Here is a 12,281-nt window from a genome sequence, read left to right on the forward strand (position 1 = left end):
CAATGAACAGCCGCACTTTGTGGCTCCTCGGCGCCGGCCTGCTCGCTCTGGCCGGCGCCGTCTTTGCGGCCGGGACGCAAGGACTTGCAGAGGTGAACCTCGCGGGCATCAACCCTAATCCTGTTCATCTCATGCGTCCGCCCGTCGCGCCGCTTTCTGCGATGGCGTTGCTCGGTAAGGACATCTTCTACGATGCGTCGCTGTCATCGTCCGGTTCGCTCTCTTGCGCATCCTGCCACAGCCCGGATCACGCTTACGGCCCACCCAACGACGGACCGGTGATGCTGGGCGGCGCCGACTTGTTGCGACAAGGCGCGCGCGCCGTTCCGTCGCTGTCCTATCTGGAGCGCCAGCCGAATTTCAGTATCGGCCCCGACAAGGGCGACGACGACAACATCGTCGACCTCGCGCAGATGGCCGCACTCGGCCAGCAGGCTGTGCGTACAACCAAGACCGCGGGCGGTACCGGCGCGTCGGCGAACATCGTGCCGCAGGGAGGCCTCTTTTGGGATGGCCGCGCCGATACGCTTCAGGACCAGGCGCTGTTCCCGCTGCTCGATCCCAACGAGATGGACGGCGGCAGTGCGGAAATCGTCGCCGACAAGCTTCGCCGCGCACCTTACGCCCAGCGCTTCGTCGAGCTGTTCGGCGCCGGCGTGCTGAGGAATCAACGCCTCCTGATCGCGGAAGCGATGTTCGCCGTTGCGCGCTACCAGGTTGAAGAGCCGAGCTTCCATCCCTACACCAGCAAGTACGATTACTGGCTTGAGGGCAAGGTACGACTGTCCGAGAGCGAATTGCGCGGCCTGCAATTGTTCAACGATCCCGACAAGGCGAACTGCGCCGGTTGTCATACCTCTGCGCCGACGCGCGACGGCTTGCCACCGATATTTACCGATCACCAGTATGAAGCGCTCGGCGCGCCGCGGAACGCCGCGCTCGCCGGCAACCGCGATCCCAACTATTTCGATCTCGGCGTCTGCGGACCGCATCGCGCCGACATTGCCGAGCAGACGCAATATTGCGGCATGTTCCTGACGCCGACGCTACGCAACACGGCGACGCGTCGCGCCTTCTTCCACAACGGCGTCTTCACAACCCTCGAACAGGTGCTGGATTTCTACAATTTCCGCGATACCAATCCTGAGAAAGTGTTTCCGCACGCGGCCGACGGCACGGTGCAGAAATACAATGACCTGCCGCAAAACTATCACACCAATGTCGACGTCACCGATCCGCCCTTCGATCGTCACCCCGGCGACAAGCCGGCGATGACGGAGCAGGACGAGGCCGACGTCATCGCCTTCCTGAAAACGCTGACGGACGGATACAAGGTGGAGAACTAGCGCGGCTTGAATTCAGCGTATTTCACCATCGCCTTCTCGAACTTCCGTTTGAACAGCCACATTGCGCCGAGAATCTCCCGGAAGCTCGCCGAGCTTCGCGCGCGGTCGGTTTTGCCGAAGGCAAAGATGCTGTTGTTGCGCAAGTGCTTCATGATGGTGGGGCTGGACACCCGATAGTTCAAGAGGTCGCCCGATCTCAGCGCGGACCGCGTCGGCGTCGGGATGATCTGAATCAGCTCAAACAGCTTCATCTGGTCGATCGGGTCGGGCAGCGTCTTCACGATTACCGGAATCTCGGCAAATAGTTCAGCATGCGCGTTCATGAGGCCGTCGCGCACATTGGTCCAGTGATTGAAGCGGCGATCGGTGCCGCGGGACCGCGCCTCTTCCTTGTCGTCGCGCGCGTTCAATGCGGGATCTGCAGCCGCGAACGTGCCTTTGATGGCCTCCCATTTGCGCTGGCCGTTGCGGTCCTCGGACGGGCCGGTCTGGAGACTGCCCATATAGGTGTTCGAGCGCCCGTTGCGGACATTCTGCTTGCCGTTCGTCTCAGCGTAGAACAGTCCGAGACTGATGCGGCCCGCGGCGGCGGCGTCAGCCGGTCCAAGCCCTTTCGCGCGGGCAATCGCGGTGCCGAGATCGACGACGTCCTTGAACGGTGTTGCCGAATCTTGTGCGCTCGCGGGCGGCGCCTCCATGATCTCGAAGATGTCTGCATATTCGTCGATCAGCGGCTCGATGGCGGCATCGAAATAGGCGGGGGGAATCCCGAACTTGTTCGGCTTGCCGATGCGCGACGGCATTGCGTCGGTGAGATCCTTGTAGGTGCTGATCACCGCGACGCGCGCGAGATAGAGCGCCTGGCCCGGCAGGTTGGGCAGCGGCTGCTTCGCCTCGATCTGGCGGCGCCGCTCGGCCAGGATCGACTTGAAATCACCAAGCGCGCGATCGTAGGCGGCTTGCGCGTCCGATTGGGCTGGCGTCAGCGGTTGCGCCTGGCTCGCGGAGGGCGTTGTGAGAATCAGCCCAAGCACCGCCATGGCGGCAGCGGCGTGACTTCGTCGTCCCATGGCGGGTTCCCATGTCCAGGAGATTCGTCGATCATGGGATCGTAAACATCAAACCCGCGGCCTGGCGAGTTGCAAATCGTCGGATTTCATCACGCCGCCCGATACTCCGGCGCCGAGGTCAGGAACTTTGCGTAATCATCCGCATTCGGCGGCTGGAAATGTCCGGCGAGCCCGCCGCGCTTTCGGGTCTTCGCGCCGATGTCGGCCATCAGCTCGTCGAAATGGCGGTAGTGATAGGGCGCGACGCACAAGCCGCCATAGACGCCGGCGGCCGGGCGTTCGACGCGCTTGAAGTGCAGCATCATCTCGATGTTGTCTCGCATCTGCTGCGCCGTCGGCTGGTTCGCGAGCTGCCCGTCGGCGTAGCGCACCAGCCAGTTCGCGGCGAGGTCGGCGCAGAGCACGGTGCAGAACGACGAGTTGAAGCCGACGAAGCCGAGGTCGGGCAAGTCGGGGTTCGCGATCAGGCGATAGAGCCGATATTGTCCGTCCGCATCGACCAGCTTTGACTGATAGGCCTCCGGCAGGAAGGGGACGCCGAGCTTGTAGCCGATCGCGAGCACCGCGACGTCGGCGCCAATGCGCTGGCCGCCGCTCATCACGATGGTGTCACCTTCATAATGATCGAAAGTACCGAACACGGCCTTGATGCGGCCGTCGGCGACCATCGGGTAGAAGCCGGGCGTTGCGATCGGCACCGAGCAGTTGACGCCGTCCTCGATCCGCTCCTTCGGCACCATCTTGCACGCGTTGAGCTTGAGCTGCGCCTTCAGCAGGCTCTCCAGCCCGCGCCAATTGGCCCAAACGAGAGGTGCGGTCATGCGATACGCCAGTCGTGACATAGCGCTGATGCCCCAGCCCGGGAACATCTCCTCCTGCGCGCGGATGTAGAGGATGCGCTTGAAGTTCACGAGCCCGCCGATGAAATACGGAATCCGCCAAACCGGTTCCCGCATCACGATGGTGACCTCGCGCGCGCCCGATTTCACCGCATTCACGGCGATGTCGGTCGAGGACTTCGACCCGCCGAGCACGACGACGCGGCGTCCTTTCGCAAGCGTGGGATCGCCGTATTTCGACGAATGCATGACCTGCCCGCCCTGCGCCAGGAAACCGTCTTCGCCCGAGCAATGCAGCTCGCGCGGCTCGTTGAACTGCCCGGTGCAGATCGCGACGAAATCGAAATCGTCGTTCGTTGTCGTGCCGTCCTTGCCTGATAGCGCGAGCGTCCAACCCGGTCTGCCGTCGGCGCGCCGCGCCATGCCGTCGACCTTGGTGTTGAGGCGCAGCATGCGGTCGAGACCGAAGCTCTTTGCGTAGTCGGCGAGATAGGCATGAACCTGCGGGCCGGTCGGCCATTCCGGATAGGACTCCGGCATGGCGCGATCGGTGTAGCGGTAGAGATCTTTCGGGCTCTGGGTCTGCACGTCGGGATAGGAGCGTGCCGGCTCCCAGACGCCACCGAGATCGGCGCTGCGCTCGACGACGGTGACGCGGTGGCCGCGGGCGGAGAACGCCTTTGCGGTGGCAAGGCCGGAAACGCCGGCGCCGATGACGCAGACATGCTTGGAGCTGACCATGGGATGGCTCGCAATCATTGTGTTTCGCGCGCAAGCGGCCTCGTTCGGCTGCAAGGCGCGGCCGGCGGAGCTGCAAGCAGATGAAAGTGACGAGGAGGCTGCGCCTACTCGTTGGCCTCGGGCGGCAGGAAGTCGACCTCGTGCAGCGCCGAGATGCGCACGACCTCGGCCGGGTCGGTCAGATTGTGGAGCTGGTTGAACAGCGCCTCCAGCTTCTGCATCGGCGAGACCCAGAACAGCGCGCGGCACGGCTTATCGGACTTGTTGAAATAGCCATGCGGGATGCCGCGCGGCATGCGCACGAGATCTCCGGCATGGGCCTTGACCCATTGGCCATCGAGCTTGAGGTCGAGCGTGCCTTCCTGCACCAGGATGAACTCGTCCTGGGTCGGATGGATATGCACCGGCACGAACTGGCCGGGGTCGCTGTTGGTCTCGAACGCGAAGGTGGAATCGGTAATGGCCTTTGGAAAATAGACCTGGCCAAGGATATTCCAGCTCTTGCCGCCATAGCCTGTACCGTTCGCAGTAATGCCCTTTTCGAGTGCAGTCATGCTCGCCTCCTCATGAATCCGGCGAGGGAGCTTCCGCCAGCGACCGGCGGCCTGTCTATCCGCTAAACGAATCCGGACGTGGTTGTTGCCGTGCAGCACGACGATTTTGCGGAGGCGGCCCTTTTCGTGTCACGGGAACTATTATAGGCTTAAAATAATTCCGTGACGCGAAGCGTGGTCGACAATGTCCGCAGCCGTGCTGGAAATGAACGAAAGGGCTCCCTCAGCCGAACGGCTTGCGGGGTTTGCTCGCGTCAGCACCGATGATGTCGACGAAGCGGCCGAGCAGATCGGGCGCATCTTCTGTCCGCATGAGCTGGCGCCGGTGCGGGCGCGGTCGGCGGGCTTCTCGGCCCGACACAATTGCGCGGCATTCGACGGCTTTTCCATCAACTACGTCGCTTACGGTGGATCGGTCAGCATCGATCCCGGCTGCCTCGATCGCTTCTTCCTGGTCCAAATTCCACTCACGGGTGCGGCTCGCATTCGGGCCGGCGCACGCGAGTTCGAGGCTGCCCCGGACCGAACGGCCTCGCTGCTGTCGCCGACCATCCCGACCCGGATGATGTGGAACGACTGCGCGCAAGCGATCCTGCTGCTCGACCGCCGCATGGTCGAGCAGCGCGCTGCGGCGCTGTCGGGCCGGGCGGCCGGCGCGGTCGAGTTCGATCCCGTGATCGACTTGGAGACATCGTCGGGGCGGGCCTTGCGGACCAGTCTTGCCGAACTGATGAGGCTCGCCGAACGTCTCGGGCCGTCCGGCCGGCCTTCACCGGTTGCGATGGCCGATTGGCGGGAGCTGCTGCTCGATCATCTCCTCAACGGCCAGCGGCATGACCTGTCGGGTGCGATCAGGACTTTCTCGGGGCAGGCCGAGCGTTTGCCGCACGGACTCCGCGCCGCGCGGGACCATCTTGCCGACAATGCCGGTGAGCCGCTCGACCTCGCGCAGCTCGCCTGCGCGGCGGGGATCGGCATCCGCGCGCTCCAGCTCGGCTTCCGCCGTCATTTCGGGCTGTCGATCTCGGAGATGCTGCTTGATATGCGCCTCGCAGGTCTCCATGCCCGGCTCGCGCAGGCGTCACCCGAAGTCTCGATCACCGACATCGCCTTCGACCTCGGCTTTACCCATCTCGGCCGCATGGCCGGCGCCTATCGCGAAAAATTCGGCGAGACACCGTCGGCGACGCTGCGGCGGCGGATGAGCTAGAGCGTTTTCGAGCGAAGTGGATACCGGTTCGCGTCAAGAAAACGCGTCAAAACAAGAATCTCGAGCCCCGTTGCGATTCCATCGGAACGGGAAACGCTCTAGACGAGAGAGCTACTCTTGCGACCGCGTCGAGCCGCTGTCTTCGGCGGCCTGTCTGCGCAGAAAACCCTCGACGTCTGCCTGCACCGAATAGGGCGTCGGGATCGCGTCGCCCGCGGCGTCGACGGCGGTGTCGAGCGAGCGGCGCAGCATGCGCGCGAGCTCGGCCTTGCGGTAGGGTTTTGTCAAAAGCGGTGCTCCCCTGGTGGCGCCTCCCGGTCCGTGTTGGGAATCGTGGACGTAGCCCGACGTGAACAGCACCCGAAGCGAGGGCCGCGCGGCCACCATCTGGTCGGCGAGCTCGCGCCCGTTGATGCCGCCGGTCATCACGATGTCGGTGAACAGCAGGTCGAACGGCGTGCCGTCGGCTGCAATCGCGAGGGCCTCGGTCGCGTTGGCGGCGGGGACGACCTTATAGCCGAGGCTCTTGAGCTGGACGGTGACGTATTGGCGGACGTCGCGGTCGTCCTCGACGCAGAGAATAGTCTCCGTCCCGCCCACGATCTTGCGCGCGTCATAGCTGGCGGGACGAAGCGCGCTGGATTCGGCCTTCGGCAGATAGATCGTGAAGATCGTACCGTGGCCTTCTTCGGAACTGACCTTGATGCCGCCGCCGGATTGCTTGACGAAACCGAAGACCATGCTGAGCCCGAGACCGGTGCCCTTGCCGACCTCCTTGGTCGAGAAGAACGGATCGAAGATGCGTTCGACGATCGCTTGTGGAATGCCGGTGCCGGTGTCTGCGACCTCGATCTCGACATAGTCGCCGGCATAACCGGCGCCGACGGCGACGGCCTCGCGCACGCCGAACACCACGTTGCGCGTCGTCAGCGTGAGCCTGCCGCCATCCGGCATCGCGTCGCGGGCGTTGATCGCGAGATTGAGCAGCGCCGAGGAGAGCTGCCCGCGGTCGGCGAAGGCCAGCCAGATGTTGCCGTTGAGCTTCCGCACGATCTCGATCTTCTTGTCGAAGGTCGCGAGCAGCAGCTTTGAAAGCTCCTCGAGCAGGTCGTTGACGTCGATCTCGGCCGGCCGCAGCGCCTGCTTGCGTGCAAAGGACAATAGGCTCGAAGTCAGCGCTGCGCCGCGATCGGCTGCCTCGCTGATCAGCTTGGTGATGGTGGCGAGCGGCGGGCTGTCCTTCACGGCGTCAGCGAGGATCTCGATCGTGCCCGTGATCACCGTGAGCATGTTGTTGAATTCGTGCGCGATGCCGCCGGTGAGCTGGCCGACCGCCTCCATCTTCTGGGACTGGATCAACTGTTCCTCGGAGGCGCGCTTTTGCGTCACGTCCTTGACGAAATTGTTGATGATGGTGCGGTCGCCGACGCGCAGAGCCGTGCTCGATGCCTCGGTCAGGATCTCGTCGCCGTTCCGGTGCACGAGGCTTACCTCGAAGCGGATGCCGATCGGCGCGTCGGACAATTCGGGCAACAGCCGCATCATGCGTTGCCGGAAGCCGGCGCGCAGCGGCTCGGCGACGAGCAGCTCGACGACGTCGGCGCCGATCGCTTCCGGCCGCGACCATCCGGTCAGCGCCTCGGCCTGGAGACTCCACGCCAGGACAATTCCGCTGTCGTCGGTCTGAATGAAGGCGTCGAGCGCAGCCTTGATGACCGCTTGAGTCATCTGCGCACTGTCCGCACGTGCCTGCGCCTGCTGCGCGGCGATGTGTTTCTCCTGTAATCCCGCAATCCTGGCTGCGCAGAGCCGTGCGAGCAGTACGGCAACGGAGGCACTTGCGAGCAGGGCAACAATCTGGGCAATGCCGAACCCGGGCCCGGTCACGGCATAGGAGACGAGGAGAGCCGCGACGGTCACGACGACTTGCGTGGTCATCGCGAGTGTCAGAAGCCCCCTGAGTTTCATGGTCTCACACCGCCGACGTCAGCTGCGGATCCCCAAGGCAACCGCCAAGTCCGCCCGGTCAAATGGGTCCGGCTCCCTGTGAGCTACAGACTCCCCGCGGCGGCGTCGAGTGCAATTTCCGGCGGTATCGAGGCGGGGAGGCCGCGTGCCTCAACTTGCGGGCGAATCGGTCTGGCGCAGCGTTGTGACCCAGATCACGCGCGCGGCCTGCTGGGTCGGGTTGTCGAACATATGCGGCACGATGCTCGGGAAGCGAAAACTGTCGCCCGCTTCCAGCACGTGAGCCTGGTTGTCGAGCCACAGCCGCAGGCTGCCGGAGAGGATGTAGCCGGCCTTCTCGCCGTCGTGCTGCAGGAAGTCGGTGCCCGAGGAGGCGCCGGGATTGAGGGTGAGCTCGTAGAGCTCGAGCTGTCCCTTGCCTTCCGGCGTCAGCGCTTCCTTGACGACGCCGCTGGCGGTGAGGCGCAGCAGGCGGCGGTTGTTCTTGCGCACGATGTAGCGCTGCATTTCGGCGGGATCGCTGGTCTCGAAGAAATAGGAGATAGGTACCTCGAGCGCGATGCTGAGCAGGCGCAGCGTGCGGACCGACGGCATCGCGCGCGCGCGTTCGAGCTGGCTGATCATGCCGTTGGAGAGGCCGGTCTTGTTGGCGACGTCCTGGATCGAGAGGCCGGCGCGCTGGCGTAGGAGCCGCACGGTCTCGCCGAGGCGCTGGTCGATCGCATCGTCGGTCTCGATCGCCGGGACGTCTTTCGGACTTTCAGTGTCGCCGCGACCATCCATGTCGCTCTCCCATGCATCATTTCGGCCGCGGACCGCATCGGTCCGCAGCGTCAGTCGGAGTGAAAAGGTCACGCATACTAGCAATGCGATTGACAGCTGTATTTAGTCATGATGAAATTTTGGCTGAAAAATTTAGAAGCACTAAAGCCCACTCCTGTCCCTTTGCCGGGGTTCGGGGATGCGGGGGACGGTGCCGTGTGCGGGAACGGAGACGGGTCATGACAGACAGCACCGGCAAGTTCGGCGTTGGCGGACTGCATCATCTCGGCATTCCAAATCGCCGGCAATTCTTCCAGCTCGGCGCAGGGGCCGCGGCGGGATGGACGCTCTCAGGTAGCGCCCTTGCGCAGACCGAGCGCCCGAGCAATCCGCCGAACAAGCCGCGCGGGCAGGTGATCGCGGCGCTGTCGCAGGAGCCGACCGTTTTTCATCCGCTGATGCCAGGCATCGAGGTCGATCAGGGCGTCTGGTGGCAGGTGTTCTCGCCGCTCTGGTTCATCGATCCCGAGGGCAAGTTCGTGCCCGATCTCGCCCGTGAAGTGCCTACGATCGAGAATGGCGGCCTGTCGGCCGACGGCCTGACCTGGAAGATCAAGCTGCGCAGCGACGTGAAGTGGCACGACGGCACGGCCTTCACCGCCGAGGACGTCAAGTTCTCGCTGGACCTGATCAACAATCCCGATTTCCGTGTGCGCAGCCGCGTCGGCCACAGCCTGGTCAAGGACATCACGATCGTCGCGCCCGACGAGATCCACTGGCGAATGGAAGCGCCCTATTCGCCCTATATGTCGATCCTGTCGCTCACCTTCATCGTGCCGAAGCACATTCTGGAGAAGGTGTCCGACCCCAACGCCTCGCCGTTCCACAATGCGCCCGTCGGCACCGGGCCGTTCCGCTGGGGCGAGCGCGTGCCCGGCGACCACATTCAGTTCAATGCCTATGCCGGCTATCACGGCAAGGGCCCTTACCTCGAACGCCTGGTCTTCAAATACATTCCCGATCTCACCGTTCTCTACACCCAGTTCCGCACCGGTCAGGTCGACTACACCGGAACGCAGGGCATCCTGCCGAACTTCGTGCAGGAGGCGAAGGCGCTGAAGGGGCGCAAGATCTTCGTCTCGTCGACGTCGTCGGTGGAGCATATCGCGCCCAATCTGGAGTTCGGCCCCTTCGCCGACCGCGCGGTGCGCGAGGCGCTCTATCTCGCCATCAACAAGCAGGCGATCATCGATGCGCTGAACTACGGCCTGCCGTTACAAACCGAAAGCTTCGTACCGCAACAGGCGTGGTCGTTCCAGCAGGGCCTCCCGCAACACAAATACGATCCGGCCAAGGCCAATGCACTGCTCGATGCGGCCGGCTGGGTGCGGGGCTCCGGCGGCGTGCGCGAGAAGGGCGGCGTCAAGCTCGAGTTCACCAATTCGACCACGTCAGGCAATGCGGTGCGCGAGCAGACCCAGCAACTGCTGATCCAGGACTGGCGCGCGATCGGCGCGGCGATGCGCGTCAACAACATGCCGGCCGCCGTGATCTGGGGCGATTTCTGGCAGCAGTCGAAGTTCAATTCGGTGATCGTGGGCGTGAACTTCATGCTGGGCAGCGATCCCGACGTGACGCCGCGGTTCGGCTCCGGTGCAATTCCTGCCAAGGGCGGTCGCGGTTACAACACCTATCAGTACCAGAGCGCGGAGGCCGATCGGCTGCTTGCAGAAGGCGCCAAGCAATTCGATCTCGCGCAGCGCAGGACCACCTATGGCGATCTACAAAAGCTGATCCGCAAGGATCTTGCGATCCTGCCGCTGTTCCAGGCCTTCATCGCCGAGGGCGTGAAGGAGGGGTTGCAGGGCTTCAGTCCCAACATCAACACCTCCAGCAATTGCTGGAACGTCCGCGAGTGGTACTGGGCTTGATGCGCTCCGTTCGCGGGATCGCCTGAGATGGCCCGTTACGTCCTCAATCGCCTCGCGCAGGCGGTCATGCTGCTGGTGATCGTCTCCGCAATTGGCTTCGCCATCCTGCATCTGGCGCCCGGCGGGCCGCTGTCGCAGTTCGCGGCGTCCGCACAGATGACGCAGGAGGATCTCGACCGCGTCACCAAACAACTCGGGCTCGATCGCCCGTTGCCGATCCAGTATCTCGACTGGTTCGGCCGCATGTTGAAAGGCGATTGGGGCAAGTCCTATCGCGACGGGGAAGCGGTCCTGTCGGTGATCTCCTCGCATCTCGGTGCGACGCTGGAGCTGATGACGACCGCGACCATCGTCGCCGTGCTGCTCGGCTGCTGGATCGGCATCTTGGGCGCACTCCGGCGATACTCGCTGTTCGATTCGCTCGCCACCGTCGGCGCCATGATCGCGCTGTCGATCCCGACCTTCTGGTTCGGCCTCATCACCATCTATGTATTCTCGGTGACGCTCGGCTGGCTGCCGGCCGGCAACCGCGAAACCGTCGGCGACGGCTCTTTTCTCGACCTGCTGCATCATCTGATCGCGCCCGCCATGGTGCTGGCGCTGGTCGAGACCGCGATGTGGGGCCGCTTCATGCGCTCCTCCATGCTCGAGGTCATCAACCAGGACTACATCCGCACCGCGCGCGCCAAGGGCCTGCCGGAATGGCGTATCCTCACGGTCCACGCGCTGCGCAACGCGCTGCTGCCGATGATCACGGTGGCGGGCCTGCAGTTTCCGACGCTGCTCGGTGGCGCGCTGGTGGCCGAGACCGTGTTCACCTGGCCCGGCATGGGGCGCCTGTTCCTGGATTCGATCGGCTATCGCGACTATCCCGTGGTGATGGGCATCCTGATGTTCTCGGCGATCATGGTGCTGATCGGCTCGCTGATTGCCGACATCCTCTACGCCGTCGTCGACCCGCGCATCCGGGTGGGCTAGGCGATGGCGACTGTGGCTCTCTCCACTGCTCAATCCGAACCCGGCCAAACCGCGTGGCGACGGTTCTGCCGGCATCGGCTCGCGCTTGCCGGCGCGGTGATCATTATCATTCTTCTTCTCGGCTCGGCGCTCGGTCCTTATCTGCTGCCGTTCGACGACACCTATATCGACATCATGAAGCGGTTCGCGCCGCCGCTCTCGGGCGCGCACATTCTCGGCACCGACGAACTCGGCCGCGACGTGCTGGCACGGCTGATGATGGGGGGGCGGGTGTCGCTCTCGATCGGCATCGTCGCGATGGGGATCGCGATGGCGGTCGGCGTCGTGGTCGGCGCTTTCGCCGGCTTCTATGGCGGTGTGGTCGGAGCGGTCTTGATGCGCCTGGTCGACGCCGTGCTGTGTTTTCCGAGCATCTTCCTTCTGCTCGCGCTTGCAGCGCTCACCGAGCCCGGTCTCGTGACCACCACGGTGTTGATCGCGGCCACCGCCTGGATGGGCGTGGCCCGTGTCGTCGAAGCCCAGGTGCGTTCGCTGCGCGAGCGCGAATTCGCGGTGGCAGCCCTCGCCTTCGGTTCGTCTAATCTGCGGATCATGTTTCGCGAGCTCGTGCCCAACGCGATCGCGCCGATCGTGGTGTCGGCGACGCTGAACGTTGCGAATGCGATCCTGCTGGAGTCCTATATCAGCTATCTCGGCAACGGCATCCAGCCGCCGGCCGCGAGCTGGGGCAACATGCTCAACAACGCGCAGATCTATCTCACCAGCGCGCCGTGGCTCGCGATCGTGCCGGGCGTTGCTATCACGCTTGCGGTGACCAGCTTCAACTTCCTCGGCGACGGCCTGCGCGACGCCCTCGATCCGCGAATGAACATCTCATGACGA

At 64.0% G+C, this 12,281-nt stretch carries 10 protein-coding genes; 5 read left to right on the forward strand and 5 right to left on the reverse strand.

Annotated elements, in window-relative coordinates; translation table 11 throughout:
* The first annotated feature begins 2 nt into the window (after positions 1 to 2).
* Complete coding sequence (locus tag ACWAT4_RS10240; RefSeq protein ID WP_449730471.1) at positions 3 to 1,346, forward strand: cytochrome-c peroxidase; 1,344 nt, start codon at positions 3 to 5, stop codon at positions 1,344 to 1,346.
* On the opposite strand, the gene ACWAT4_RS10245 is transcribed toward ACWAT4_RS10240, so the two are convergent.
* The 3 genes from ACWAT4_RS10245 to ACWAT4_RS10255 form a co-directional block, all read right to left on the reverse strand.
* The gene (locus ACWAT4_RS10245) at positions 1,343 to 2,416 is read right to left on the reverse strand and encodes a hypothetical protein (protein WP_449730472.1); all 1,074 of its coding nucleotides are present in this window, start codon (positions 2,414 to 2,416) and stop codon (positions 1,343 to 1,345) included. The two genes, ACWAT4_RS10240 and ACWAT4_RS10245, sit on opposite strands and share 4 nt — an antisense overlap.
* 89 nt (positions 2,417 to 2,505) lie before the next feature.
* A complete protein-coding gene (locus ACWAT4_RS10250; protein ID WP_449730473.1) occupies positions 2,506 to 3,996 on the reverse strand; it encodes a flavin-containing monooxygenase in 1,491 nt (496 codons plus the stop codon).
* A gap of 104 nt (positions 3,997 to 4,100) precedes the next feature.
* Complete coding sequence (locus ACWAT4_RS10255; RefSeq protein ID WP_212299017.1) at positions 4,101 to 4,550, reverse strand: cupin domain-containing protein; 450 nt, start codon at positions 4,548 to 4,550, stop codon at positions 4,101 to 4,103.
* Positions 4,551 to 4,734: 184 nt separating this feature from the next.
* Between ACWAT4_RS10255 and ACWAT4_RS10260 the strand changes: the two genes are divergently transcribed.
* Positions 4,735 to 5,760 carry an AraC family transcriptional regulator gene (locus ACWAT4_RS10260; protein WP_449730474.1) on the forward strand — a complete coding sequence of 342 codons (1,026 nt, stop codon included), beginning with the start codon at positions 4,735 to 4,737 and terminating at the stop codon, positions 5,758 to 5,760.
* Positions 5,761 to 5,871: 111 nt separating this feature from the next.
* Here ACWAT4_RS10260 and ACWAT4_RS10265 read toward each other — a convergent pair whose 3' ends face one another.
* Both ACWAT4_RS10265 and ACWAT4_RS10270 read right to left on the reverse strand, forming a co-directional pair.
* The gene (locus ACWAT4_RS10265; RefSeq protein ID WP_449730475.1) at positions 5,872 to 7,728 is read right to left on the reverse strand and encodes an ATP-binding protein; all 1,857 of its coding nucleotides are present in this window, start codon (positions 7,726 to 7,728) and stop codon (positions 5,872 to 5,874) included.
* Between the two features lie 150 nt (positions 7,729 to 7,878).
* Positions 7,879 to 8,511 carry a helix-turn-helix domain-containing protein gene (locus ACWAT4_RS10270; RefSeq protein ID WP_212446712.1) on the reverse strand — a complete coding sequence of 211 codons (633 nt, stop codon included), beginning with the start codon at positions 8,509 to 8,511 and terminating at the stop codon, positions 7,879 to 7,881.
* A gap of 218 nt (positions 8,512 to 8,729) precedes the next feature.
* Between ACWAT4_RS10270 and ACWAT4_RS10275 the strand changes: the two genes are divergently transcribed.
* From ACWAT4_RS10275 to ACWAT4_RS10285, 3 genes are read left to right on the forward strand one after another with little or no spacing between them, the layout of a single operon-like run.
* Positions 8,730 to 10,421: a peptide ABC transporter substrate-binding protein gene (locus ACWAT4_RS10275; protein ID WP_449730476.1), complete on the forward strand. Its 1,692-nt coding sequence runs from the start codon at positions 8,730 to 8,732 to the stop codon at positions 10,419 to 10,421.
* 27 nt (positions 10,422 to 10,448) lie between these two features.
* A complete protein-coding gene (locus tag ACWAT4_RS10280) occupies positions 10,449 to 11,399 on the forward strand; it encodes an ABC transporter permease (protein ID WP_212446714.1) in 951 nt (316 codons plus the stop codon).
* Positions 11,400 to 11,402: 3 nt separating this feature from the next.
* The gene (locus ACWAT4_RS10285; protein WP_212427060.1) at positions 11,403 to 12,278 is read left to right on the forward strand and encodes an ABC transporter permease; all 876 of its coding nucleotides are present in this window, start codon (positions 11,403 to 11,405) and stop codon (positions 12,276 to 12,278) included.
* Positions 12,279 to 12,281: the final 3 nt, after the last annotated feature.

The organism is Bradyrhizobium sp. T-1, assembly GCF_053592855.1.

Bases quoted from the DNA above. Each gene is read 5' to 3' on its own strand.
- ACWAT4_RS10240 (WP_449730471.1), top strand. From the start codon at position 3: ATGAACAGCCGCACTTTGTGGCTCCTCGGCGCCGGCCTGCTCGCTCTG.
- ACWAT4_RS10245 (WP_449730472.1), bottom strand. From the start codon at position 2,416: ATGGGACGACGAAGTCACGCCGCTGCCGCCATGGCGGTGCTTGGGCTG.
- ACWAT4_RS10250 (WP_449730473.1), bottom strand. From the start codon at position 3,996: ATGGTCAGCTCCAAGCATGTCTGCGTCATCGGCGCCGGCGTTTCCGGC.
- ACWAT4_RS10255 (WP_212299017.1), bottom strand. From the start codon at position 4,550: ATGACTGCACTCGAAAAGGGCATTACTGCGAACGGTACAGGCTATGGC.
- ACWAT4_RS10260 (WP_449730474.1), top strand. From the start codon at position 4,735: ATGTCCGCAGCCGTGCTGGAAATGAACGAAAGGGCTCCCTCAGCCGAA.
- ACWAT4_RS10265 (WP_449730475.1), bottom strand. From the start codon at position 7,728: ATGAAACTCAGGGGGCTTCTGACACTCGCGATGACCACGCAAGTCGTC.
- ACWAT4_RS10270 (WP_212446712.1), bottom strand. From the start codon at position 8,511: ATGGATGGTCGCGGCGACACTGAAAGTCCGAAAGACGTCCCGGCGATC.
- ACWAT4_RS10275 (WP_449730476.1), top strand. From the start codon at position 8,730: ATGACAGACAGCACCGGCAAGTTCGGCGTTGGCGGACTGCATCATCTC.
- ACWAT4_RS10280 (WP_212446714.1), top strand. From the start codon at position 10,449: ATGGCCCGTTACGTCCTCAATCGCCTCGCGCAGGCGGTCATGCTGCTG.
- ACWAT4_RS10285 (WP_212427060.1), top strand. From the start codon at position 11,403: ATGGCGACTGTGGCTCTCTCCACTGCTCAATCCGAACCCGGCCAAACC.